The organism is Colwellia psychrerythraea (genome assembly GCF_000764185.1).
In the GTDB taxonomy this organism is placed as follows: Bacteria; Pseudomonadota; Gammaproteobacteria; order Enterobacterales; family Alteromonadaceae; genus Colwellia; species Colwellia psychrerythraea_B.
Window position 1 is genome coordinate 387,353 of the sequence record NZ_JQEC01000011.1, and the last position, 25,282, is coordinate 412,634.

At 38.1% G+C, this 25,282-nt stretch carries 21 protein-coding genes and 1 other RNA gene; 8 read left to right on the forward strand and 14 right to left on the reverse strand.

Annotated features, from left to right (window positions below; all coding sequences use genetic code 11):
• Positions 1-55: 55 nt before the first annotated feature.
• A complete protein-coding gene (locus GAB14E_RS16485) occupies positions 56-1,510 on the reverse strand; it encodes a hypothetical protein (protein ID WP_033081318.1) in 1,455 nt (484 codons plus the stop codon).
• Between the two features lie 781 nt (positions 1,511-2,291).
• Between GAB14E_RS16485 and GAB14E_RS16480 the strand changes: the two genes are divergently transcribed.
• Entirely contained in the window at positions 2,292-4,787 is a 2,496-nt protein-coding gene (locus GAB14E_RS16480; protein WP_033081319.1) for a S8 family serine peptidase, read from the forward strand.
• 130 nt (positions 4,788-4,917) lie between these two features.
• On the opposite strand, the gene GAB14E_RS16475 is transcribed toward GAB14E_RS16480, so the two are convergent.
• Genes GAB14E_RS16475 through GAB14E_RS16450 form a run of 6 tightly spaced genes read right to left on the reverse strand, consistent with a single transcriptional unit; the run spans position 4,918 to position 10,798 of the window.
• A complete protein-coding gene (locus GAB14E_RS16475) occupies positions 4,918-5,250 on the reverse strand; it encodes a Na+/H+ antiporter subunit G (protein ID WP_033081320.1) in 333 nt (110 codons plus the stop codon).
• Positions 5,251-5,309: 59 nt separating this feature from the next.
• On the reverse strand, positions 5,310-5,579 hold the full coding sequence (locus GAB14E_RS16470) for a K+/H+ antiporter subunit F (protein WP_033081321.1): 270 nt from the start codon (positions 5,577-5,579) through the stop codon (positions 5,310-5,312).
• On the reverse strand, positions 5,573-6,109 hold the full coding sequence (locus tag GAB14E_RS16465) for a Na+/H+ antiporter subunit E (protein ID WP_033081322.1): 537 nt from the start codon (positions 6,107-6,109) through the stop codon (positions 5,573-5,575). The genes GAB14E_RS16470 and GAB14E_RS16465 overlap by 7 nt, the downstream gene beginning before the upstream one ends.
• Positions 6,109-7,626, reverse strand: a complete 1,518-nt coding sequence (locus tag GAB14E_RS16460; protein ID WP_033081323.1) for a monovalent cation/H+ antiporter subunit D — start codon at positions 7,624-7,626, stop codon at positions 6,109-6,111. The genes GAB14E_RS16465 and GAB14E_RS16460 overlap by 1 nt, the downstream gene beginning before the upstream one ends.
• Positions 7,623-7,994: a Na+/H+ antiporter subunit C gene (locus GAB14E_RS16455; protein WP_033081324.1), complete on the reverse strand. Its 372-nt coding sequence runs from the start codon at positions 7,992-7,994 to the stop codon at positions 7,623-7,625. The genes GAB14E_RS16460 and GAB14E_RS16455 overlap by 4 nt, the downstream gene beginning before the upstream one ends.
• Positions 7,994-10,798 carry a monovalent cation/H+ antiporter subunit A gene (locus GAB14E_RS16450; RefSeq protein WP_033081325.1) on the reverse strand — a complete coding sequence of 935 codons (2,805 nt, stop codon included), beginning with the start codon at positions 10,796-10,798 and terminating at the stop codon, positions 7,994-7,996. Before GAB14E_RS16450 ends, GAB14E_RS16455 begins: the two co-directional genes overlap by 1 nt.
• A 281-nt stretch (positions 10,799-11,079) precedes the next feature.
• Between GAB14E_RS16450 and GAB14E_RS16445 the strand changes: the two genes are divergently transcribed.
• A complete protein-coding gene (locus tag GAB14E_RS16445; RefSeq protein WP_033081326.1) occupies positions 11,080-11,547 on the forward strand; it encodes an Lrp/AsnC family transcriptional regulator in 468 nt (155 codons plus the stop codon).
• Positions 11,548-11,614: 67 nt separating this feature from the next.
• Here the strand turns inward: GAB14E_RS16445 and GAB14E_RS16440 are convergent, their stop codons facing one another.
• The 5 genes from GAB14E_RS16440 to grpE all read right to left on the reverse strand — a co-directional run bounded on the left by GAB14E_RS16440 (position 11,615) and on the right by grpE (position 17,382).
• Positions 11,615-12,178, reverse strand: a complete 564-nt coding sequence (locus GAB14E_RS16440) for a hypothetical protein (RefSeq protein ID WP_033081327.1) — start codon at positions 12,176-12,178, stop codon at positions 11,615-11,617.
• Between the two features lie 206 nt (positions 12,179-12,384).
• The gene (gene dnaJ, locus GAB14E_RS16435; RefSeq protein ID WP_033081328.1) at positions 12,385-13,527 is read right to left on the reverse strand and encodes a molecular chaperone DnaJ; all 1,143 of its coding nucleotides are present in this window, start codon (positions 13,525-13,527) and stop codon (positions 12,385-12,387) included.
• 375 nt (positions 13,528-13,902) lie between these two features.
• Complete coding sequence (gene dnaK, locus GAB14E_RS16430) at positions 13,903-15,825, reverse strand: molecular chaperone DnaK (protein WP_033081329.1); 1,923 nt, start codon at positions 15,823-15,825, stop codon at positions 13,903-13,905.
• Positions 15,826-16,058: 233 nt separating this feature from the next.
• On the reverse strand, positions 16,059-16,505 hold the full coding sequence (locus tag GAB14E_RS16425; RefSeq protein WP_231561998.1) for a peroxiredoxin family protein: 447 nt from the start codon (positions 16,503-16,505) through the stop codon (positions 16,059-16,061).
• 250 nt (positions 16,506-16,755) lie between these two features.
• On the reverse strand, positions 16,756-17,382 hold the full coding sequence (gene grpE / locus GAB14E_RS16420) for a nucleotide exchange factor GrpE (protein WP_033081442.1): 627 nt from the start codon (positions 17,380-17,382) through the stop codon (positions 16,756-16,758).
• A 159-nt stretch (positions 17,383-17,541) separates the two neighbouring features.
• Between grpE and nadK the strand changes: the two genes are divergently transcribed.
• The 4 genes from nadK to GAB14E_RS16400 all read left to right on the forward strand — a co-directional run bounded on the left by nadK (position 17,542) and on the right by GAB14E_RS16400 (position 23,101).
• A complete protein-coding gene (gene nadK, locus GAB14E_RS16415; protein WP_033081331.1) occupies positions 17,542-18,423 on the forward strand; it encodes an NAD(+) kinase in 882 nt (293 codons plus the stop codon).
• Positions 18,424-18,982: 559 nt separating this feature from the next.
• A complete protein-coding gene (locus GAB14E_RS16410; RefSeq protein ID WP_033081332.1) occupies positions 18,983-20,188 on the forward strand; it encodes a DUF547 domain-containing protein in 1,206 nt (401 codons plus the stop codon).
• A gap of 569 nt (positions 20,189-20,757) precedes the next feature.
• Entirely contained in the window at positions 20,758-22,455 is a 1,698-nt protein-coding gene (gene recN, locus GAB14E_RS16405) for a DNA repair protein RecN (protein WP_033081333.1), read from the forward strand.
• Between the two features lie 196 nt (positions 22,456-22,651).
• Entirely contained in the window at positions 22,652-23,101 is a 450-nt protein-coding gene (locus GAB14E_RS16400; protein WP_033081334.1) for an outer membrane protein assembly factor BamE, read from the forward strand.
• 161 nt (positions 23,102-23,262) lie between these two features.
• Here GAB14E_RS16400 and GAB14E_RS16395 read toward each other — a convergent pair whose 3' ends face one another.
• Together GAB14E_RS16395 and GAB14E_RS16390 are read right to left on the reverse strand one after the other, a co-directional pair.
• Positions 23,263-23,658, reverse strand: coding sequence for an RnfH family protein (locus GAB14E_RS16395; protein ID WP_052093512.1), 396 nt, complete (start codon positions 23,656-23,658; stop codon positions 23,263-23,265).
• Positions 23,659-23,660: 2 nt separating this feature from the next.
• Entirely contained in the window at positions 23,661-24,101 is a 441-nt protein-coding gene (locus tag GAB14E_RS16390; RefSeq protein WP_033081444.1) for an SRPBCC family protein, read from the reverse strand.
• Between the two features lie 172 nt (positions 24,102-24,273).
• Here GAB14E_RS16390 and smpB point away from each other — a divergent pair, with 172 nt between their 5' ends.
• Entirely contained in the window at positions 24,274-24,765 is a 492-nt protein-coding gene (gene smpB / locus GAB14E_RS16385; RefSeq protein ID WP_033081335.1) for an SsrA-binding protein SmpB, read from the forward strand.
• 126 nt (positions 24,766-24,891) lie between these two features.
• Positions 24,892-25,242, forward strand: a transfer-messenger RNA (tmRNA) gene (ssrA, locus tag GAB14E_RS24465).
• Positions 25,243-25,282 lie beyond the last annotated feature (40 nt).

Here is a 25,282-nt window from a genome sequence, read left to right on the forward strand (position 1 = left end):
ATTATGATAGATAAAAAGGGGCCGTAAGCCCCTTATTCAATTGTCTCTAAAGAAATTACTGCTGCACGATTACTGCAGTATTCCAATCACCCAGTTGGGTAATAGAAACTACACCAGAATCACTGATAAATGAGCCCTCAACAATATTGCCATTACCTATTTGGCTTATATTAAATTCGATATTGTTACCACCAATAAGCATAGTTTCACCACCCTCACCAGTGATTAAGTTTTCATCTCCTATTTGCTCGATACCAATTTGATGATTGCTACCTTCAACTAAAATATCTAACGAGTTCAGTTCACCTGTTTGAGCAATATCAATGGTATTTGCATTACTATCAATAATCGTACTTAACATAACTACAGCGTCATTAGCAAAACCTGTTTGAGAGATTTCAATATCATTTTCGCTGGTAAGTAACTCATTATTCTCAGCTGAAGCTTGCACTACAACAACATTTTCAGAGCCTGACTGCATCACGTCAATGTCGTTATCATCACCATTAAAATTGATCACATGACTTTCGTTTAAGTCACCGACTTGCACAGAGCTATATTCGTTATTCATACCAATAGTGGCAATATAACTAATGTTGCTATCGCCTACCTGGATGAAATTAAAGTCATTTTCATCACCAATAGCATCAAAGCTAGCACTGTTACCATTACCGTTTTGCATCACATCAACGGAGTTAGACATCCCTGTATATATCGCAGACTCAACGATGTTATTGTTACCTTCTTGGTCGATAGAAATTTCATTTTCATCGCCCTCAATTGAATCGATAGTAATCATATTCCGATCACCTTCTTGCTCAATCGATAACTCATTGCCATCACCTTCAATCGAAGAGATAGTTGTAACACTCCAAAAACCATCTTGAGTCACTTCAATAGCATTGTCGTCACCGGCAATACTCGTTAAGTAGCTCTCATTCCATTCACCATCTTGGACAATTTCAATAGTATTATTAGCACCCGTTATTTCTGAGTTAATTGCCCAATGACCGCCTTCACCTTGATCGATAACAACTTCATTACCGTTACCTGCTATTTCATTGATAGCACGATTACCAAAGCCTAAATACCCCGTACCTAGCTGAGTCACTTCAACACTGTTTTCATCACCTGTAACGTTATTTTCAGTTTCGTTAATTTCACCATCTTGTTCAACGTACAATAAATTATTGTTACCTGTATATGTACCAACGGCTATGTTGTTAGCACCAACTTGTATAATTTCCGCAACATTACCTTCACCTATGACAGTAAAGCCTGTGCCGTTTACATCACCGTCTTGGAAAATAGACGTTTCATTACCTAAAGTAGCCCCGTCGCTAGAAGTTTGTGACAACAAAATCACATTACCTAAAGCATTGACCATCAGATCTGATTGAATAACAACTTCAGCTTTTTCTACTTTCGTTTCTTCAGCCGCGAAAGCAGTTTGATTTAGGCCCAGTGCAATAAGTACAGCACAAGTGACTATTGATTTATTAATTTTCACAATATATCCCTATTTTCTTGTTTTATGTGAGTAAACAATTAACCCACAAAGATTATTATTAATGAATAAGCAGTTCTTCGTCTTAGCTGCTAGTGATGTTGTAGTATTTCCATAGTATTTTTCAAAACAATAACTCATCGTTATTATTAAAAAACAAGTAGCATGATTAAAATGATTTTGTACTGTTCTTTAACGATAAAGTCCTTATCTATCTTATTTCGCTAAATGTACTTATATAGATAAGTAACATCTAATTTAACTATTACCTCTCGGCATAACTTGGGTTTACTTGAAGCACTAAACAATCAAAAACAAGCATTTCATATAGATTAGATAAACAAACCTACAAAACCCAAAAATAAGAACAATTAACTTTAGTACGTTGCATTAAAAACTCTACAATATTTTCTTAACAATAGAAATCACCCTATTTTTGTATTCAATAAATTTGTTTTAAAACAAAGAAATAATAAAAAACAAAGGATGTACAACATAATTACCGATCAAAAAGTAATAAAAAAGGACTAGTTAAGACACTCTAATCACCTATATAAAAAAGTAGTAAAAAAGTAGTAAAAAACATAAAAAAAACAACTTTAAGTCATGAAAAAGTCGTGTTTATTACCTTTCTATAGTTATCTCCCTGTTTTTGTGATTAAAGTAGATGCGTTGCGTAAATCCATAGTAAGTAGAAAAGTTAAAATAAAGGAATTTATCCTAGTAGTAATGACTAGGCTGAAAATAATTTAAACATAATATTTAATGAAAAATGGAGCAAAAAATGAAAGCAAAATTATCAGCGCTAACATTAGCGTTAATACCTGTATTGGCGAATGCATCAATAGAGCTAAGTTCAATGCAAAAGCCAACCTATAAAGCAGACTCTATAATTGTTGTATACAAAGATGGGGCTTCTAAACTTGACCGACGCGCTGCGCGTAGCATTGTTAGCGCTAAAATTTCTGATTTAAATAATGATGAAATTGATGATAAATATCGAAACTTGAAAAACGGTCGCATAGCTAAATTCACCCTCGACAGTATTTCAGTTAAAAGTGCCCTTGAAAAACTTAACAAAAATCCAGCTATTTTATATGCTGAACCTGATTATATTGTCAGTGCAAGTCTGACACCTGACGATAGCAGTTTCTCAGCTCTTTGGGGCATGAACAACACAGGCCAAACCGGTGGTCTTGATGATGCTGATATCGATGCACCTGAAGCATGGGATATTTCAACAGGTAGTCATGATGTCATTGTTGGTGTTATTGATACTGGTGTTGATCACACTCACCCTGATTTAATGGCAAACATCTGGACTAACTCGGCAGAAATACCTGGCGACGGTATTGATAATGATGGCAATGGTTTTATCGATGATATTCATGGTATCAATGCTATTACCGGTATTGGCGATCCTATGGATGATCAAGGACACGGTAGTCATGTTTCCGGTACGATAGGAGCAACGGGCAACAATGGTTTAGGTGTTGTTGGTGTTAACCACAACGTTTCAATTATCGGTTGTAAATTCCTTGATTCATCTGGCTCTGGTAGCCTTTCTGATGCATTAACTTGTATTGATTACTTTGTTGATTTAAAAAACAATGGCGTAAATGTTCGTGCAACTAACAATAGTTGGGGCGGCGGTGGTTTTAGCCAAGCACTTTCTGACGCAATTACTTCATCTGAACAAGCTAATATTCTATTTGTTGCAGCTGCAGGTAACAGTGCTTCTGACAATGATGCACAAGCAAGCTACCCTTCAGGCTACCCACATGACTCGGTATTGTCTGTAGCGAGTACAACTCACACGGACAGTATGTCTAGTTTTTCACAATGGGGCTTAACTACGGTTGACCTAGGTGCTCCAGGCTCAGACATTTTATCGACAGTACCCGGTGGTGGTTATGCGACATATTCAGGTACCTCAATGGCTACACCGCACGTTACCGGCGCTGCTGCATTAGCATGGTCAGTGAACCCTGAACTAAGCGCTATTGAAATGAAAGAACTATTGATGAGCTCAGGTGATGACAACGCCGCCCTTGCTGGAAAAACAGCATCAGGTAAACGCTTAAACGTTAAAAATGCCCTAGACAATGCTGATCCAACGCCAGGATTCACCCTTACGCCAACACCAACCTCAAGCACTGTTGTTGCCGGTGAAATGGCGACTTATAGTTTTAATGTCGGCTCAATAGCAGACTGGAATGGACAAGTAGGATTAACATTAGTTGACTCTTTAGGTGGAGCGGCACTGTCAACAGATACCGCAGCGCCAGGTACAACATTTGAACTAACTGTACCAACCACGGCGGAAACACAATGGGGCGAATATACCTTTACGGTAACAGGAACTAGTGATGATTTAGTTAAAGAATCTACCGTACGTTTAATGGTTAACCCTCAAGGTTTAAATGAGTTTACTTACTCTAATGACACTGTTGTTAATATCCCTGATAACGATAATACAGGTATTACTTCAACCATTAACATTGCCGATGATATTACCGTCTTTGCCTCTGACATTTACGTAAATATCACCCACACTTGGATAGGTGATTTAACCGTAATGTTAACTTCTCCTACAGGTACCTCAGCAGCATTACACAGTGGATCAGGTGGCAGCAGCGATAACATCGATAGTACATTTAGCTCAGCAGCGTTCAATGGCGAAGTAGCCACAGGCGACTGGATATTAAGTGTTACTGATAATGCCGCCGGTGATAGTGGCTCATTAAACAACTGGGCAATTACCATTACAGGTATTGGTGAAGCATTGCCAAGTGCACCAGACGTTAGCTTTAGTTATGAGGCGGAGCAATTAACAGCAACATTTACTGATAACAGCTCTGATAGAAATGACGACATGGTCAGCTGGGACTGGAGCTTTGGCGACGGTACAATGTCGAGTGAACAAAACCCTGTACATGCTTTCTCAGCAACTGGTAATTATGAAGTTACCCTTACCGTAACGGATGCAGAAGGTTTAAGCAGTAGCGAAACGATGATGGTAGGTGTGTCATCAACAACGATAGAAGCGGCAGTTAAGCGTGCATATAAATCTCGTTTAGGTCGATTACGCGTTGATATTACTTGGGACGGTACTTCAGCTGATATGGTTGATATCTTCCGCAATGGTATAAAAATTGATACCGTTGAAAATGCAGGTATATATCGTGACCGTGAACGTCGCATAGATGGCAACCAATTCATTTACCAAATATGTGATGCAACATCAGCTTGCTCAAATGAAGTAACTGTTAACTTCTAAGCTTTATTTGATAATGACTCTGGTTAACATTAACCACTAACAAAAATCCCTAACAATTAAATGTTAGGGATTTTTTATATTCAAAGATAAATTAGCTTTTCATTTAGCTACTTAAAACATTTATATAGCACTAACAATCATCTTCGATGTTATCTTTGCCTTTAGTGCGTTCTATACTATCCAGCTTATGATGAATGGCCGATTTAATCATCATATAACCGCTGATCGGTGCTGTTAGCAATAGAAAAAGCGAGATAAGTATTTCTTTTACACTCAACCCTGCCTGTGTGGTACTAAAAAAGACCATAGCGGCAGTTAACAAGGACGCCATGCCAAGAGTAGTCGCTTTAGTTGGGCCATGAAGGCGCATAAAAAAATCAGGCATTTTTACTAAGCCAATAGAGCCAACCAGTACAAAAGACCCACCAATTAATAATAATATTGAAATAATCCATTCAATCATGAGCTAAATTCCTATTCTATTTTCTATTCAAATTTTCATTCGACTTTTTATTCGTCTATCTATTCGATAATATCGCCACGTAGCAAGTATTTACATACTGCAACTGTACTGACAAAACCTAACATAGCGATTAACAACGCAGCTTCAAAATATAATGCAGTGCCCATACTCATACCGTATAAGATGATCAAGGCAATAGTATTGATATACATAGTATCAAGAGCAAGTATCCTATCAGGTACAGAAGGACCGATTAATAGGCGCCATAAGTTTAACAATAACGATACACCTATCATGGCAAAGACAATTAAAATTACATTTTCTAGCATTTAAATATCTCCTTAAGAGGTGCTTCATAGCGTTGCTTAATAGTCTTAATTAAGGCCTGTTCATCAGTAAGATTTAATACGTGTATCAATAAATAAACTTGTTCAGGCTCTGCACCTTCAATCAAGTTCTCGCTCCAAGGGTATATCTCTGCACTGACTGTTCCAGGGGTTAATGACACCGTACTGGCCAAAATGGTAATTGGTGTACTGTGCGTTAAATCAAGCGGAACTTTCACGAAGCCAGGGGTTAATTTTCTTGTTGGGCCTAATATCAAAATAGCCACCTGAACATTCGCAGTAACAATGTCATATAACACCAAGAGTAAATGGCGTAACGCCAAACCGGGCTTTATAATTAATGGCTGCTTAGTTCTAAATGGACTAACTACCAAAGGAATGACTATGGCTAAAATAACAGCCAAAACAATATGTCCGGCTGATACGCTGTTATTTAGTAATAACCATACAATAAATAACAAAAGGCTCAAAACAGGCGTGGGTAACCATGTAAACCGTGCTTCTAAACGCATTATTGGCCTCCAGCAAGAATTATTTTAATATTGTTGTCAAAATCATGTAACTGGCTAGCAGCGCCAATTGCATATTCACTTAATGGTCCCGCAAAAATACTCATTAATGGCGCGCCACAAATAAGAATTAGCAATGCCATTAACTGTGCAGGGTGAACTCGCGCTTGCTCAGCACTTTGGGTGTGAGTGTCATGGTGATGCCAAAATACTGTACTACCTGCTTTAGACACTGCCAGCAATATAGCTAAACTTGCCAATAAATAGAGCGGCCAAAAAACAAAAGTATATTCAGCATTTAATGTTGCTTTAAGCAGCCACACTTTACCAATAAAGCCCGACAAGGGTGGCATGCCTATCACCGCAATTGCAGCAACTAAAAATAGAAAACCTAGTAATTTTGGCTGAGCCACTGGCGGACCTGCAGAAATGTGGTCTGCAACTTCACCACGCTGACGGCCAATTAAATCTGCCAATAGGAATAGTGCAGCCGTTACCAAGGTTGAATGGACTAAATAATAAATAGCTGCTGCGCTGGCTTCAATGGTCTGTACAGCAACTAATGTGACTAAAGTCCCCACAGAGACAATAACCAAGTTAGCGACTAACTTCCTTAAGTCTTTACTCGCTAAAACGCCCACCGCGCCCATCGCAATTGTTGCTAGTGCTAACCACCACAACCAACTTTGCGCCATATGAGTTAACTCACCCGCTTCATCACCAAAAATTAGTGTATAAACACGCATCATTGAGTAAACGCCAACTTTTGTCATAATTGCGAATAATGCCGCGACAACGGGCATCGCAGTTGCGTAAGTATTTGGTAACCATAGATGTAGTGGTAACAAGGCGCCTTTTAAAGCAAATACTACCAATAACAACAGCCCACCTATTTTGGCGAGGTAAACATCATCACCTTGTAAAAGTGCAACTTTCTGGGCCATATCAGCCATATTTAGTGTACCTAAGACACCATAGAGAACACCCAGGCCAATCAAAAATATCGCAGAACCAACAAGGTTCATAATTACATATTGTAAAGCTGCACGGGTGTTTCTTTTGTCTCCGCCGTGCATTAATAATGAATACGAGGCGATGAGCAATACTTCGAAAAATACAAATAGATTAAAAGCATCACCCGTTAAAAATGCACCATTCACACCTAAAATTAAAAAGTGTATTAGCGGATGAAAAAAGCTTCCTTTTTCATCATCTCCCGCACTGGCATATAAAGCGCAAACAAGTCCGAGTAATGTAGTTAAGCACACTAACAAGGTAGATAATGGATCAGCGACTAGCACAATACCAAAAGGCGCACTCCAATCTCCAATTGCATAAACTTGCGTGCCGTCTGCTTGAACTTTCAGTAATAGCGCCAATGAAACTAGAAAAGTGACGGTACTGAGCACTACAGAAGTAATTCTTCTACTGGTTTTATTATTGCAAAAAGGCGGCATTAATAAAATAACACCTGCCAACATAGGTAATAAGATCGGTAAAAAGCTCAAATTTTGCATCATATTTTGACCTTTTTATTTTTGTCTTTATTTTTATTGCTGCCTTTATTAGGAAGTTGTCCGTCTACATGGTCACTTCCTAAATCAACGCGCCCTCTGATAGCTAAAATAACCACAAAGGCAGTCATGGCAAAACCGATAACAATAGCGGTTAAGACTAGAGCTTGCGGCAGAGGATCTGCATATTCTGAACTGTAGCCAAGTACCGCTGCTTGGTTAAGGCTTAGCCGCCCAGATGAGAATAGAAATAAATTAACCGCATAAGAAAACATGGTTAAACCTAAGACAACAGGGAAAGTCCTAGAGCGTAATATTAAAAACACGCCACAAGACACTAAAATCCCAACACAGGATGCGTACAGTAACTCCATTAAATATTTACCTCTTTACTAGGAGCATTAGCTGGCTCACTTGCAGTTAATTGACCAAGACTTGCCAAAATCATTAAAGTAGAACCAACGACTGTAATATAAACACCTACATCAAATATCAACGCACTGGCGAGTTCAATTTCGCCAATAAGAGGAATATCAAAGTACTCAAACCAAGTTGTCATGAAAGGCCTGCCAAAGAACCAACTACCAACCCCAGTAAATAACGCAATAGCAATGCCTGATGCAATAATCTTACGATAATTTATCGTAATACGCTCAGCAATCCAGTTTGATCCATGGGCTATATACTGCAAGATAAAAGCGACAGCAGTCACTAAACCTGCAATAAATCCACCACCTGGCAGGTTATGGCCACGTAAAAATATATAAAACGATACCATTAATGCCAAAGGCAGTAATGATTGAGAGATACTAGCTAATAAAATAGGGTAACGCTCTTTCGCCCATGGTCGACCTTTGCTATCACTATCAGGAATATATAACGGTAAATTGACTAATAACTTGTAAATACCTAATGCGGCAATACCCAGCACACAAATTTCGCCTAATGTATCAAAACCACGGAAATCAACCAAAATAACATTAACAACATTAGTACCACCGCCACCAGTTTTAGCATTGGCTAAGAAAAAGTCTGAGATTGACTCAAGTGGCCGGGTAATTAATGCATAACAAATACTAGCGACAACAATGCCCAAAGCGCCTGATATGCCTAAATCACGTAAAACACGCATTGAGCTAGACTCTTTGGGTGAATGTTGAGGTAAGAAGAACAATGCCAGCATAAGTAGAATAATAGTGACTACTTCAACGGTTAATTGTGTCAAAGCTAAATCAGGTGCTGAGAATCGAGTAAACGCGACCGACACCATTAACCCCACTACCGAGAGCATCAATAACGATACCACACGTGTGCGATACCAAATAACAGTACTAATCGCACCCGCCATTAATAACGCGGCACCCATGGCATTATGCACATCAATCGGTGTCAGTTGTTTTTGCCCGCTTAATTGGCTCATTTCAAAGAGTGGCCAACCTGCTAAAAATAACACAACCATAAACATCAATACTAAGTAACGTTGTAAAGAGCCATTTTCTATGGCATGTACCTTGCGCTGACACCACTTTACCATCACATAAAGTGTGTTATCGAAAGCTTTTTTAGCATTCAATGTTGGCAATGAAGCTTGAAATTGATACAGGTAACGGCGTTGTGAATAAATCAATAAACCACCTGTTACAGCAATACCACTCATTAGTAGCGGTAGATTAAAACCATGCCATAACGCAACTTTAAACTCTGGTACATAACCACCGAGTACAGCAAAAGAAGCTGCTTTTAAAATATCGTCAATTATAAAGTTTGGAAATATCCCCACCATCAGACATAAAGCAACCAGTACTTCAATGGGCACTCGCATATAACGAGGTGGCTCACTTGGCTGTTTTGGTAAATCAACAGGCTCGCCATTAAAGAATACATCATGAATAAATCGAGCTGAATATGCCACAGCAAAAGCCCCTGCGATTGTAGCAAATACAGGAATAAGCCATGACATTGAACCGAGTAACTGTTGGTGTAGGGTCTCAGCAAAAAACATTTCCTTAGACAAGAAGCCGTTTAGTAATGGCACTCCTGCCATCGCCGCCGCCGCAACCATCGCAAGCGTTGCGGTATAAGGCATAAATCGCCACATACCATTGAGTTTTCTCATGTCACGTGTACCGGTTTCATGGTCAATAATACCGGTTGCCATAAATAATGAGGCTTTAAAAGTTGCGTGATTAATTATATGGAATATCGCCGCTACTGCCGCAAGTTTGGTATCTAAACCAAAGAGTAAAGTGATCAAACCTAAGTGACTAATAGTCGAATAGGCTAATAAACCTTTTAAGTCATGTTTAAATAGCGCTACATATGCGCCAAACAATAGTGTTGCCAGCCCTGTTAAACTGACCACAATAAACCATATATCAGTGCCCGCTAGAGCTGGATAAAAACGCGCTAATAAGAACACCCCTGCTTTCACCATAGTGGCCGAGTGCAAATAAGCACTTACTGGCGTTGGCGCGGCCATTGCGTGTGGTAACCAAAAATGAAAAGGAAATTGTGCTGACTTAGTGAAAGCGCCAAGCAGTATTAATATTAAAGTTACTTCGTACCAAGCATGTGCTTGAATAATATCTCTGCTGGCTAAAATAACATCTAAATTATAACTACCAACGATATTACCCAATAAAAGCAAACCACCTAATAATGCCAGGCCACCGCCACCGGTTATGGTTAATGCCATTATTGCGCCATTACGCGCTTCTGCTTTGTGCCACCAATAGCTAATTAACAAAAATGAGCTAATACTGGTTAGTTCCCAAAAAAACCACAGCTGAATGACATTGTTTGACATGACAATGCCAAGCATCGCCGTCATAAATAACATCAAATATGCGTAAAGCTTAGGCATAGAATCATTACTACTTAAGTAATAACGAGCATAAAATATAACTAATATACCTATGACTAAGATCATAAACACAAACAACAGCGCTAAGCCATCTAAGCGAAACGCAATGTCTATCCCGAGTAACGGAATCCAAGAAATAGTCTCACGAACAACGTCACCTGCGAACACCGCAGGCGCTAAGTCAATCGTCATGAATAATGCAATGATCGGCATTAACATAGTCAATGCAGTCGATTGATTACGTGATAATTTACCCGTCATTGAAGAAATAATACTGCCAAGTAAGGATAACAAGGGTATCCAAAGCAAAGTCATAGAGTAAACCTTTTTAATTTTTCTAACTAGAAGTAATGGGAATGAAGTACTACGTCATAATATGTCAAATTACCTAGCACTGGCAAACATTATCGATGTGATTATTTGTAACGACTTAATCACGACATAACACAAGAATATTAACTAAAGTCAAAAAATAATTCGGATAATTTAATAATTTACGTCAAAAATTCAAATAATAGCTTTATTTAACTAGTCTCACTACCTGAAATAAGTGTAGTATTTAGTTAATTAAGTGCTAATAATTTTACAGGTGACTAATGAAGAAGCTAGATAGCATCGATTTACAAGTATTAACCATACTCTATGCAGATGCAGACATTACCAATAAAGAGCTTGCTGCCCAAATTGGTATTGCTCCCTCGACTTGTTTAGAGCGAGTTAAGCGCTTAAAACAAAGCGGTGTAATTAAAGGTGCCTTTATTGATGTTAATTTAAAAACTATCGGCGGTAATATCGAAGCGATTGCAGCAATTCGCCTACAACCCTACTCTGAAGAAATCGTTAATTCATTACGTGATGATTTATTAATGTATCCAGAGATATTAAATTTATATCACATGGGTGGCAGCTATGATTATTACATCCATATGTCGGTAAAAGATAGCGAGCATTTACGTCAATTTGTTTTCAAAAATATTACTTCTCGAGAAGAAGTTACCACGGTAGAAACATCATTGGTATTTGATCATAGTCGTAGTGGCGTTCTACCCAATTTTGACGAGTAACGCAGACCAAATCCATTAAGTTATTGATGCAAGCTAAAAGCACTAAAAAGTGCTTTTAGCCAATAATTTAAAATCTTGCTGATATAATTAAAGAGCTGGAAACTGCACTAGGGTCGATAGTGATGCCTTGGTCGGCGCTAAAGCTTTTATAATCCCCCGCTTCACGTATACCAAGTACTAAATCTAAAGCAATTACGTCCCAGCTATAACCAACACCACCGTTCAGTTGCAACCCAGAAAAACCTTGTTTAAAGCCGGTAGTTTTCCAGTTTTCATTAAATACACCACCACCGATATATGCTTTAAAGCCGGTAGTTGCTAATCCGGTTCCAAAATAAGCAACAATATCAAAGCCCTTATCTTCAATAGCGGAAAAACTATCATGTTCAAGTGAATAATATTGACCTCTAACAGCAAAACTGTCATTGAAGGAGTACATCGCTGAAATCCCAAAGCCGCTTAATTCATCATCTTGATAATAGTTATTATCATCGGCAATAACTAATGAATACACCCCTACACCAAGGGTAACTTGCTTGAAGTCTTCAGAAAGAACAGGTCCTTCGGCTTGAACATTCATTGATGACGCTAGTAAAAAACCAGCAATGCTGGTTGATATAAATTTTTTCATGGTAAATTCCTTTTTAAAGAGGTTCACAGAGAGGCGATACTGTATAGAATTCCCATGCTATTTGAAAGTATAATATAACATAATCAATAACTTATTTTAAATCACCCTCTAATTTGTCACTCGAAGTAAATATAAAACATAAAAAATCCCGCGGTTATTGTTTAATAACGCGGGATTTTCATGATTTCTAAATAACGAGCTAGCTGTTAGCTTTTAAGGTCATCAAAAAACTTCTTCACACCATCAAAGAAACCAGTTTCTTTAGGGCTATGTTTTTTACTACTACTCGCCATTTTCTCTTCTAATTGACGTAATAGATCAGCTTGATCACCTGATAAGTTTACTGGTGTTTCAATAACGACTTTACACATTAAATCACCCGTAGAAGAACTACGTACCGATTTAACGCCTTTACCACGTAAGCGGAACATTTTACCTGTTTGTGTTTCTTTAGGTACTTTAAGCTTAACTTTACCGCCAAGTGTTGGTACTTCAATTTCACCACCTAAAGCAGCAGTAACGAAACTAATTGGTACTTCACAATATAAATGGTTTTCATCACGTACAAATATACCATGATCACGTACATTTACTTGTACGTATAAATCACCTGCTGGTGCACCATGCTCTCCGGCTTCACCTTCACCCGATAAACGAATTCTATCGCCGGTATCAACACCTGCTGGAATTTTCACGGATAAGGTTTTATTTTTCTCAACACGGCCTTGACCGCGACATGAAGTACACTTGTCGCTAATAACTTTACCGTTACCGCTACAAGTAGGACAGGTTTGCTGTACGGCAAATAAACCTTGACGCATTTGTACTTGGCCATGGCCATGACAAGTACTACAGGTTTTAGCTGAAGTACCAGGTTTAGCACCTGAGCCATCACAAGGATCACAACTTACATAAGTTGGTACTTTAATCTCTAAGCTTTTGCCCTTAACAGCATCTTCCAGTGATAAATCTACGTTATAACGTAAATCTGAGCCTCGTTGCTGACGTTGGCGACCACGACCACCGCCGCCGCCGCCAAAGATATCACCGAATATATCGCCGAAGTCTTGGCCAAAACCGCCACCACCGCCGCCGAAACCACCACGACCACCGCCACCACCTTGTTCAAAAGCAGCATGACCATATTGGTCGTAAGCAGCACGCTTTTGCTCGTCATTAAGGATTTCATAAGCCTCTTTAACTTCTTTAAACGTTTCTTCTTTAGCCTTATCCCCTTGAGTACGATCTGGGTGATACTTCATTGCTAACTTTTTATAAGCTTTTTTGACTTCTTTTGCAGTGGCGTCTTGGCTAACACCTAGCGTTTCATAATAATCACGTTTCGACATAAATATATTTCTTTACTTCAAGTTGATAATACCAAGGTTATTAAATTATTTCTCGCTCAGCAAGATGGTTATTTAACCTCGGTACAGGACTGATTTTCTTCATTTTTTTAAAGTGTTTCTCTTCAAAAAAAATCAAGAAAACCAGCACTAATTTTAAAATTAATATCTGATTTTATATACACAAAAAGCGCCGAGTAATCTCGACGCTTTATTTTCTGCAGCAAGTACAGATGACATAGTTTAACTCTTTTGAGCGCTAAGATTAAGTTAAATTGCTTTAGTTCAAGAAGAAGGCACGGAGCGTATGACTATACGTGAGTACCTTCGACGTGAAAATTAAGCGATTTAACGACAGCTTAACGATTCAAAAAACTATTACTTATCGTCTTTAACTTCTTCAAATTCTGCGTCAACTACGTCATCTGCAGGAGCGCCAGCATCAGCTGCTTGTTCAGCACCTTCAGGAGCGCCTTGAGCTTGTTGCTTAGCTTGAGCAATTTCCATTAACTTAGCTGAAGCTTCCATTAGCGCTTGAGTTTTAGCATCAATCGCTTCTTTGTCTTCGCCTTTAACTGCTTCTTCAAGCTCAGTTAATGCTGCTTCAATTTTTTCTTTATCTTCAGCTGGTAACTCTTCGCCTGCTTCTTCAACTTGCTTGCGAGTAGCGTGAACCATACCATCAGCTTGGTTACGCGCAGTAACTAACTCTTCAAATTTAGCATCAGCATCAGCATTTGCTTCAGCGTCACGTACCATTTGCTCTACTTCTTCATCAGATAAACCAGAAGAAGCTTTGATAGTGATTTTTTGCTCTTTACCGGTATTTTTATCTTTAGCTGTAACATGCAAGATACCATCAGCATCAATATCGAAAGTTACTTCGATTTGTGGCGTACCACGTGGTGCTGCATCAATACCTTCAAGGTTAAATTGACCTAAAGATTTGTTAGCAGAGGCTTGCTTACGCTCACCTTGACAAACATGAACAGTAACAGCAGATTGATTATCATCAGCTGTAGAGAACGTTTGTGATTGCTTAGTTGGGATAGTAGTATTTTTCTCGATAACAGCAGTCATTACGCCACCCATCGTCTCAATACCTAATGATAATGGCGTAACATCTAAAAGAAGAACGTCAGTTACATCACCAGAAAGAACACCCGCTTGAATCGCTGCACCAGAAGCTACTGCTTCATCAGGGTTAACATCTTTACGTGGCTCTTTACCGAAGAAATCAGTAACAGCAGCCTGAACCATAGGCATACGTGATTGACCACCAACTAAGATAACATCATCAATGTCACTTACTGATAAGTCTGCATCTTTAAGGGCTACTTTAAGTGGCTCTAGTGTTGCTTTAACCATATCTTCAACAAGAGATTCTAACTTAGCACGCGTAACTTTAATGTTCATGTGCTTAGGACCAGAAGCGTCAGCTGTGATGTAAGGTAAGTTCACATCAGTTTGTTGTGCTGAAGAAAGTTCACATTTCGCTTTTTCTGCTGCTTCTTTAAGACGTTGCATTGCAAGAGGATCAGACGTTAAGTCCATGCCTTGGTCTTTTTTGAATTCAGCTACAAGATAGTTGATTAAACGGTTATCGAAATCTTCACCACCTAAATGAGTATCACCATTGGTCGCTAGTACTTCAAAAGTGTGCTCGCCATCCATTTCATCAATTTCAATGATTGAAATATCGAATGTACCACCACCTAAATCGTATACCGCAACAACTCTATCGCCTTTCGCTTTGTCCATGCCGTAAGCAAGTGCAGCTGCAGTAGGTTCGTTGATAATACGTTTAACTTCAAGGCCAGCAATACGGCCAGCATCTTTAGTTGCTTGACGTTGTGAATCGTTAAAGTAAGCAGGAACAGTAATTACTGCTTCAGTAACTGTTTCACCTAAAAAGTCTTCAGCAGTCTTTTTCATTTTCTTAAGAACTTCAGCTGAAACTTGTGGTGGCGCAATTTTTTCGCCTTTAACTTCAACCCAAGCATCACCGTTATCGGCTTTAACAATACCAAATGGCATAATGTCAATGTCACGTTGTGTTTCTTTATCTTCGAAACGACGACCGATTAAACGTTTTATTGCATATAAAGTATTTTCTGGGTTAGTCACTGATTGACGTTTAGCAGGTTGACCTACTAATGTTTCGCCTTCAGCGGTATAACCAATGATTGAAGGAGTTGTACGATCGCCTTCAGCATTCTCAATAACACGTACACTGTCGCCATCTAATACAGCAACACATGAGTTAGTTGTTCCTAGGTCAATACCAATAATTTTGCCCATCTTGGGAGCTCCTATTCATTATCCTTTGCTAACAAAAAGCAAAGTAATATTAATTAAATTGTTTGTTGAATAGTAAGTGGGGTCGACAAAGTGCTTTTCAACTATTCACACGGAATAAATTAAAAAAACTTTATTTTTTTATTGAAATTGAGCAAGAAAATGCTCAATCAGGCCAAGATTCCTATCAGCTCTCACCAATAGCTCATTTTTAGCTTATATGAAGATACAAGTAATTAAATTTTAGTAATTTCTTTGAGTGCTAAATCAAGACGAGGATCGGCCTTATTTGAACTAGAAGTTTTAAATATTATTTCATTCTGTCGATTTATGAAAAAAGTTGTCGGCGTACCACTAACATCGTAAAGCTTGGCAACTTCCTCCCCCATTACAGCTGTAAGAAATGAATAACCCCTGCTATTAATTTCATCTTGAGGCAAAGCCCCTTCATCTTCATTAAAACTAATTGAGATAAGTTCGACACCCTGCGCCTGATATTTTTTTTGTAATTCGACTAAGGTTGGTTGTAGTTTTTTACAATAAGGACACCAAGTAGCCCAAAAGTGAAGAATTACCGGCTTGTTTTTATATTGGGCTAGACTAATCAGCTCACCGCGTTGAGTTTTTAACTGCCATGGTTTTGCTTGTTCATTGGCTTGCAGACTAAGACTTGTAACAGCCATAAAGCTTATTAGTAGATAAGAAGCCCTTCTAAGGAGTTGATTCATTTTAAATATTATCGCGTAAAGAAATTATATTATAAAAGACCTACTATTCCTGAATATATTTCAGCGTTAACTAAATAAAGATGGTACATAAAAAAGACATAAAAAAAGCAAAGGTGGAAGCCTTTGCTTTTTAATTCAATTAACCTTAGCTGTGTTACAACAATTTGTTCAAGCGATTACTTAAAACTATTGTTATAAATACGCTCTAAGCTATAGCATCAACACTTGGTGCAGCTTTAGATACCATCACCATAGCTGGACGAATTAAGCGGCCATTTAGCTCATAACCTTTTTGCATAACCGCAATAACAGTATTTGGTGCTACGTCAGGTACTTCTTGCATAGACATAGCTTGATGAAGTTCAGGGTTAAAAGGCTGGTCTTGTGGATCGACCGCTTTTACACCAAACTTTTCTAATGATGAAATTAAACCTTGCAAGGTTAATTCAACACCTTCAATAATGCTTTTATTACTTTCATCGTCTTTATCGATGTTTTGTAGAGCTCGCTCTAGGTTATCAACGCTAGTTAACATTTCACCAGCAAATTTTTCTAAAGCGAACTTACGCGCTTTTTCAACATCTTGAGCAGCACGACGACGAATATTATCAACCTCTGCTTTAGCACGGATAACTGAATCTTTTTGATCAACAACAGTAGATTGTGCCGCCGCTAACGATAACTCTAACTCGTTAATCTTTTCTTGTTCTGGGCTGATAGCTTCTACAGCGTGCTCATGCTGCTCTTCTACTTGCTCTTCTGCTTGTTTTACAATTTCATCTGCTAATTGTTCAGCACTTAACTCTTCTTCGTTTTTTGACTCTGTTGTCATGGTATAAACCTCAATTTGTATAACTAATGCAAACATTATGGGGGCTGTGGAAAAGGATTCAAGCGCGATTTAATACATTTTATAAAAAAGTGAACTTTACAAGTGATTAAATTCCAGCGAAACTGCCCTTATACCTAGCAAACTAAGTAAATAATCGTTATGGCTCAACTCTATAAAACCATTGGCCTTATTGGCAAACCAAAACATGATGGCGCCAGTGCCACAATAAAAACATTGCATGACTACTTAGTAGCCAATAAATATAAAGTTATTATTGAACATTCAGTGGCACAATCCCTCGATATAAACAACATGATAATTGGCACACTTACCGATATTGGTGAGCAAGCAGATTTAGCTATTGTTGTAGGTGGTGATGGTTACATGTTAGGCGCGGCACGTGTATTGGCTTGTTTTAACATTGGTGTAATCGGGGTAAACCGCGGTAACTTAGGCTTTTTAACCGATCTATCCCCTGATGAAATAATCGAGCCTTTAGAGCAAATATTGGCAGGCAAGTCTCGCAGTGAGCAACGTTTTATTATCGAAGCTGAAGTTTATCGCCATGGAAAACTTAAAAGCTCTAACAGTGCTGTTAATGAAGCCGTTTTACATGCAGGTAAAGTGGCCAGCATGATCGAGTTTGAAGTGTATATTGATGGCAGCTTTATGTTTAGCCAGCGCTCTGATGGGCTAATTATCTCAACACCAACGGGCTCTACAGCCTACTCTATGTCTGCTGGCGGCCCCATTTTAACACCTAACCTCAATGCACTTTCTCTTGTGCCTATGTTCCCGCATACGCTAACAAGTAGGCCAATCGTTGTTGATGGCAACAGTGAAATAAAACTAATACTCGCTAACGATAATCATGAAAATCTACAAGTTAGCTGTGATGGTCACGTTATTTTATCAGTCATGCCCGGCGATGAAGTGATTATCAAAAAGAGTGAGTGCAGTATTCGCTTGATTCACCCACTGGATCACGACTATTTTAATGTATTACGAAATAAATTAAGTTGGGGTAATAAATTATACTAAACCCTGTCATATCCCTAATATGACTTTAGTCTTAATACCTATCAAAACATGTGATTTCCTGTTTATTTTAAAGAGGAAGTCACATACTTTACCAAAAGCACACTCCCAAAACTTTACAGGCTCCCTTTCCCGTCTAGGTCACAGGTTCAACTTAGCTTAATCAGGCGACTCAACGTTTACCATTAACTCATAACCTTACTTTAGAAGATATTAAGCATGTATACCAACCATATAACCCCGTGTTAAACCGCTTTAAATTCACAACGATATTCCTGTTTACAGTCATCTTGATTCAGCTGAGAATTAATACCGCCTACAAGCTAAATTTATTACCTAAGCTTTTGAAAAATTTTGCTAAAGCTGATTAGTACGCTTTTATTCATCCACAGTGAAAATAGTTGACTTTTTATACAACCTTATAATATAAAACACTGTGAACTGAAATGTAGTGCTTACAATACGGGTTGAATATAAAACACAGTAAAAAGTGTAATTCAAGCACTTCATAAAATATTAAATAATATGGTAAGCAGAATTTTTACAAGGGAAGGGAATAAAAATGAAAATAATAAATTTTGTCAAAAAAGCAATGTTTTGTACTTCAATAGTATTTATTACAACAGCTAACGCAGCAGCTGATAAAGTACCAGAGCCTTTTAGGGGAGACACCCCTGGATCGACTTATGAAATAAGCTATAACGACCTTGACGCATTATTGCATTCATCAGTTTTAGCTACGGGAAGATCAAATCGCTCAAAAGCTAAAACCAGCAAACCGCCAACAGGCACCCGCCTAAAAGTAAATATCAATAAGTTAACAGCAACGGAAGCAAACCGCTTCATATTTGAATCATATAAAGAAGAAGAACATAAAGTACTCTTTACTAAAATTCGACAAAGCCTTGAGAAGGTGCCTTCTGAGGTGGAACTTAAACATTTCAGCAAAGAAGAACAGCTTGCCTATTGGCTTAATTTATACAACGTCACCATTCTTGAGCAAATTGTTAAGATATATCCGGCAAGAAAATTAGAAGACTTCCTTATAAGTGATGAGTCTGTTCTTGACGAAAAATTACTCAACGTTGCTGGCGTAGAATTAAGCTTGAATGATATTCAGCATAAAATTTTGAAAGAAAAATTTGATGCTGATCCTTTAATTATCTACGGTCTTTACCAAGGTGTTATCGGTGGCCCAAATATTAGGAAAAGTGCCTATACTGGAAAAAATGTCTATAAATCCTTAACGTCAAATGCAGATGAATTCGTTAACTCCAATCGTGGTACCTACAGCGTAGATAAAAAAACCTTTCGGGTTTCAAGTTTATATGAAAGAAATGAGGAATATTTCCCAGACTTTAAAACTGACCTAAAAAAGCACCTGCTCACGCATTTAAGTGGCTCAATGAGATATAAGCTGGAAGATTCTAGAAGAATAAAAGCCAATATCAATAACTGGCGAGTTGCCGATTTATATGGCACCACTCGCAGTTTCGGTGGTGGTATTTCAAATAGTAGTGCAGCACTAATCGGCGCATATACACCAACAGCTGGAAAAAGTGATGGAACGACTCCTCTTGGAGCCATTAATCCTGGTTTGATTACTAGTTTTGTGCAGAGTAAAAATGTGAGTTTTGGACGTTTTTCACAAGAGCAAGCAATAAAACTAAAAGCACTAAATCAAAAGCGTATGGATAACCTTGAAGGCACTGGTACCGTTACCCTAACGGAAATGGATGACCAGACTGAAGAGCAGAAAAAGAATTGATATTGATGCCTTATAAAAAGCCCAAAATTTAAGTTGTATTGACATAGTTAATTTAATAAAACTATCTCACTCTACCTTGAATTAGCTTTTTTGTTTTACTGGGTATCTACAAGATTGTATTACCGAAAAACGTCAGTAATACAATCTTTTTTTGTATAGGTATTACTTTCAACAGTTCAACAAAGTCATTATTTTATTCTCAAAGACATTGGTTTAACTGTTTAGATATTACCCTCGAATCTATAAAGCCAGGTCATCACTCCACTCAAACAAAAGCTTTACCTGGGCTCTAAGATATCTAAATTCCCTCATGCTATTTTAAGTACTATTGCACTGGTTTCATTAACAAAAAATTTAATAACAGTGTCATTTAGATGAACTAGCGTTCTTCAAACAATAAGAAAAACAGACATCGCTTACCTAGCTGAAGCTATTTATTCGTGCTGACTTAAACTTTCAAATAAATTTATATTGACAAAAAACAAACAAATAAGCTTGAATAAAACCCCGTTACTGTATAAATTAACAGGTACTGGTTTTATATTCATGCTTATTGCTTAAGGTTAACTATGCTGCTGCAACTTAACATTCAAAATTTTGCCATTGTCCGCTCTCTCGATATTGACTGGCAACCAGGTATGACCACAATTACTGGTGAAACAGGCGCAGGTAAATCAATTGCCATTGATGGCCTGGGTTTATGTTTAGGTGATAGAGCAACGACCAATGTTGTGAGACCAAACTGTAAAAAAGCGGACTTAGCTGCCACGTTTGAAACCAAGAAAAATAAACTAGCAAAAGCCTGGTTAAAACAACATGATCTTGTTGCAGAGCATGACAGTGAATGCATACTTCGCCGTGTTATTTCGGCTGAAGGCCGTTCGAAATCTTATATTAATGGTTGCCAAGTCCCGTTAGTGCAATTAAAAGAAATTGGTCAATTATTAATTAATATACACGGTCAGCATGATCATCAACTCATCGTTAAAGCCAACCAACAATGTCGTTTACTCGATAACTACGCTAATCATTCACCACTATTGAGTGCAGTAAAACATTACGCTCAACAATGGAACAAACTCAATAAAGAGTTAGAATTATTGCAGCAAAGTAAACAGCAACGCGAAGCAGAGCAACAACTAATTCAATACCAAGTAACTGAGCTTGACGAATTTTCTTTACAACCAGACGAGTTTTCTACTTTAGAGCAAGACTATAAAAGACACAGTAATGCGCAAGACCTGCTTGACTCAACTTTAAGTTCATTACAAAGCCTTTCACAAAATGATAATTTCAATATTTTAGATTCACTTAGAGAATGTAGCGAAAATATCAATTCCATCGCTCGCGTTGATAATCAATTAAATGACGTTGCCGCTATATTATCTGAGACACTGATTCAGTTAGATGAAGCCAATAACGACTTAAGCCACTATTATCAACAGTTAGAGTTAGACCCACAAAGCTATGCGATTATCGAAGAGCGGTACTCTACCGCCTTACTATTAGCCAAGAAACACCAGATTTCACCTGAAAACCTAGTCAACTTTCATAGTGAATTAAAACAACAACTCGCCTCAATTTCTGGTGATGAAACTAGAATTAATGTCATTATTGAGGAATTAGAGATCACCAAACAACACTTCCATGAAAGTGCTGAAGCCTTATCAAGATCGAGACAGAAATCAGCAAAAGGCCTCAGTAAACTTATCAGTAAAAGCATGCAAGAGCTTAATATGCCCCATGGCAAGTTCTATATTGCTGTGGAGAGTAATAAACAACAAGACAATCATAGAAATAATGGCAAAGAGATTATCAGTACCAATGGCATAGATCACATTAGCTTTCAGGTCAGTATCAATCCAGGTCAAGCACTTGACGCTATGCACAAGGTTGCCTCAGGTGGTGAACTGTCGCGTATCAGTTTAGCAATGCAGGTTATTTTAGCCGATAAAGTTATCACACCAACATTAATCTTCGATGAAGTAGATGTCGGTATTAGCGGACCGACGGCAGCCATGGTAGGTAAAAAACTGCAACAGTTATCTAAAAACACCCAAGTCATATGTGTTACTCATTTACCGCAAGTTGCCTGTAAGGGACATCAACAACTCTTTGTCAGTAAATCAACTGATGGCGAACTAACTGAAACACAAGTAAGTGAACTTAGTGAGGCTAATCGTGTCAAAGAAATTGCCCGCCTGTTAGCTGGAGATAAAATATCACAGCACAGCCTGGCAAATGCGCAAGAGCTATTAGCTAGCTAAGTTATTTACATGCCTTTGATTTTGTCAAAAATGGAATCCCTAGAAATAGGTCAACCGTTTATTTCATGCTAGTAATGAAAGTATAAATTTATCATTGATTAAATAAATAGCTTTGAATCCATGCTGGGCTTGGGTATTATCCCTGCTCACACTTTTAGCCTGTTTTTATTGAGCTACTTAAAGGTAAATTAATTTTATGTATTTTCGTGTTGCCATTCTTGTTACAGCCCTTACGTTATCTGCCTGTTCTAGCTGGGTATATCGCTATGATGTTCCACAAGGGAATTACCTTGAACAAAAAAGTATTGATAAATTGCAAGTGGGCATGACCAAAGAACAAGTTAAGTTTATTCTTGGTAGTGCAGTTGTTGTCGATGCTTTCAATGATGATACGTGGAGTTATGTCTACAAGTTAAAGTCTGGGCGAAATAAAGATTTTGATGTAAAGAAACAGTTTATAATTAACTTCTCTAATGACAAGTTAATTTCTGCTTCAGGGGATTATGAACTTTCTGATAAGTTTAATACCCCATTTAATGCGCCTGCGGTTCAAGCAACTCCAGCCAATAACAATAAATTCAGCACAGAAGCAACACCAGCAGTTGAAAATAAATCTGCTGAAAGTAGCGATAAAGTAAAAGGTTAATATTGGTTTATTACCTGCGAGTGAAATGTTTAAAGCTTTGAACTAAGGTGTTTGAACTTAATTAATTATTCAATTCGAATTTAATACATAAAAAAACGGCATCTATGCCGTTTTTTTATGTTTATCACTTGAGCAATACCTACGCCTTAGATGACTGCTAGCTAATTCTTTACATCAACTCTCAACGGATTAACTCGGCCACCGGTAGTTTTGTCTGCACGACCTTCTAATTTAGCTTTTTCTGCGCGGCGCTTACGAACATCCTTAGGGTCGGCTATTAATGGCCTATAGACCTCAATTCTATCCAGATCGTTTACCGTTTCAGATAATTTTACCGCCCTATTCCACACGCCAACTTTATTAATCTGTAAATCAATTTCAGGAAATAATGTTATAACGCCAGATTCAATAATAGCTTGCTCTACTGTACAAGCATCATCAACCAACAAGGTTAGTATTTTTTGTTTGTGCGGCACGCCATACACCACCTCTATCGTCACTTTATCTATGACTACACCTTCATTGATATTATCAAGGGCATTATTATCCGATGTCATAATTAAACATTAACTCCGTAAATTTCTTTAGCTCGTTGAGTAAACACTTGTACCAAACTATTACTAAAATGGCCGAATACTTTACCAAACGCCAGTGATACCAATTTATTTGAAAATTCGTAGTCTAACACTAAGCTAATTTTACAAGCATCATCTGATAACGGCGTTAACAGCCAATATCCCTCAAGCCTCTTAAAGGGACCATCAACAAGTGATAAATGAATTTTCTCATTCGAGATTAAGGTATTTTTAGTGGTGAACCATTTACTTAACCCCCCCTTGGAAACCAGTAACGCTGCCGTGACCGTTTTCTCATCCTGACCTATAACCTTACTATCATTACAATCAGGCAGAAACTTAGGGTAGGCAGGGATATCATTAATTAATTGATACATCTGTTCAACACTGTGCATTACTAGCGCACTACGACTTATGGTTGGCATTATTACTCCCATAGCACCCCATTCAATGGCCGACATGATAGCAAAAGCCGACAAAAAACGCACCATTGTGTAATATTTTATGCTAAAGGTGAATTTGTTATGTAAAAGCAGTTTAATCTCAGTATAATCACCGTGTTTGCTGCTTATTGCGGCAAAGGAATGGAAGATAAAGATGGCTAAGAAAAAATCTAAAAATAAATCTAACAGCAATACCATCGCTTTAAATAAAAAGGCTAGGCACAACTATGCCCTAACCGATAAATTTGAAGGTGGTATGAGCTTACAAGGTTGGGAAATTAAGAGCATCAGAAGCGGTAAAGTTAACATTTCTGATTGTTACGTGCATATAAAAGATCGAGAAGCCTATTTATTAGGTGCTGAAATAGCGCCCCTTAACTCTGCTTCTAGTCATGTGGTCTGTGATCCAAACCGCGATAGAAAACTATTACTTAACCGTAGAGAGCTAGAGAAGATCACTGCTGCTGTTGAACGTGATGGTTACTCATTGATTGCAACGGCCATGTACTGGAAAGCCTGTTGGGTAAAACTCGAATTTTATCTGGGTAAAGGTAAGAAAGATCATGATAAACGATCGGATATTAAAGACCGAGAGTGGGCTGTCGATAAAGGCCGTTTAATGAAAAATAAAAACCTGGACAGATAACCTATCTGGTAAAGGTTAGAAAAGTGGTTAAAAAATACCACGTTGTCTAATCAAGTTAAGCGCTGTATACTGTGTTTAAAGGCATATCGAACCTTTGTAAAAAAAAATAGAAAACTGTTAACCTTTGGGGCGGATCTAGGATTCGACAAGATTCATGAAACCCAAGGTGCATGCCCAGGGGCGGTTTGCCTGGTAAAAAGCCGTAAAAACTATAATTGCTAACGACGATACGTTCGCACTAGCCGCTTAGGCTAGCCATCGCCTTGAAATCTCTCCTATTGGTTAGAGGATCGATGGTCACCCCAAATAGGATAGCGAGGGAAGCACGCTTAAGGCTGAACCGCGAAATAGTATTAAGCTCACCATGACGAAGCCTGTCGCTTGGCGTCTAATTGGTTAAATAAATAAGCGACTAAGCATGTAGTACCGAGGATGTAGGCTTTTTGGACGGGGGTTCGATTCCCCCCCGCTCCACCAAATAAAGACCTTTTTAATCAACAAGTTATACCTAGTAACT

Coding starts and splice junctions, on each gene's coding strand:
- dnaK (WP_033081329.1), bottom strand. CDS start 15,825: ATGGGCAAAATTATTGGTATTGACCTAGGAACAACTAACTCATGTGTT.
- GAB14E_RS16440 (WP_033081327.1), bottom strand. CDS start 12,178: ATGAAAAAATTTATATCAACCAGCATTGCTGGTTTTTTACTAGCGTCA.
- recN (WP_033081333.1), top strand. CDS start 20,758: ATGCTGCTGCAACTTAACATTCAAAATTTTGCCATTGTCCGCTCTCTC.
- GAB14E_RS16470 (WP_033081321.1), bottom strand. CDS start 5,579: ATGCTAGAAAATGTAATTTTAATTGTCTTTGCCATGATAGGTGTATCG.
- smpB (WP_033081335.1), top strand. CDS start 24,274: ATGGCTAAGAAAAAATCTAAAAATAAATCTAACAGCAATACCATCGCT.
- nadK (WP_033081331.1), top strand. CDS start 17,542: ATGGCTCAACTCTATAAAACCATTGGCCTTATTGGCAAACCAAAACAT.
- GAB14E_RS16390 (WP_033081444.1), bottom strand. CDS start 24,101: ATGCCAACCATAAGTCGTAGTGCGCTAGTAATGCACAGTGTTGAACAG.
- GAB14E_RS16450 (WP_033081325.1), bottom strand. CDS start 10,798: ATGACTTTGCTTTGGATACCCTTGTTATCCTTACTTGGCAGTATTATT.
- dnaJ (WP_033081328.1), bottom strand. CDS start 13,527: ATGTCGAAACGTGATTATTATGAAACGCTAGGTGTTAGCCAAGACGCC.
- GAB14E_RS16455 (WP_033081324.1), bottom strand. CDS start 7,994: ATGGAGTTACTGTACGCATCCTGTGTTGGGATTTTAGTGTCTTGTGGC.
- GAB14E_RS16460 (WP_033081323.1), bottom strand. CDS start 7,626: ATGATGCAAAATTTGAGCTTTTTACCGATCTTATTACCTATGTTGGCA.
- GAB14E_RS16425 (WP_231561998.1), bottom strand. CDS start 16,505: ATGGCTGTTACAAGTCTTAGTCTGCAAGCCAATGAACAAGCAAAACCA.
- grpE (WP_033081442.1), bottom strand. CDS start 17,382: ATGACAACAGAGTCAAAAAACGAAGAAGAGTTAAGTGCTGAACAATTA.
- GAB14E_RS16475 (WP_033081320.1), bottom strand. CDS start 5,250: ATGATTGAATGGATTATTTCAATATTATTATTAATTGGTGGGTCTTTT.
- GAB14E_RS16445 (WP_033081326.1), top strand. CDS start 11,080: ATGAAGAAGCTAGATAGCATCGATTTACAAGTATTAACCATACTCTAT.
- GAB14E_RS16395 (WP_052093512.1), bottom strand. CDS start 23,658: ATGACATCGGATAATAATGCCCTTGATAATATCAATGAAGGTGTAGTC.
- GAB14E_RS16465 (WP_033081322.1), bottom strand. CDS start 6,109: ATGCGTTTAGAAGCACGGTTTACATGGTTACCCACGCCTGTTTTGAGC.
- GAB14E_RS16400 (WP_033081334.1), top strand. CDS start 22,652: ATGTATTTTCGTGTTGCCATTCTTGTTACAGCCCTTACGTTATCTGCC.
- GAB14E_RS16480 (WP_033081319.1), top strand. CDS start 2,292: ATGAAAGCAAAATTATCAGCGCTAACATTAGCGTTAATACCTGTATTG.
- GAB14E_RS16410 (WP_033081332.1), top strand. CDS start 18,983: ATGAAAATAATAAATTTTGTCAAAAAAGCAATGTTTTGTACTTCAATA.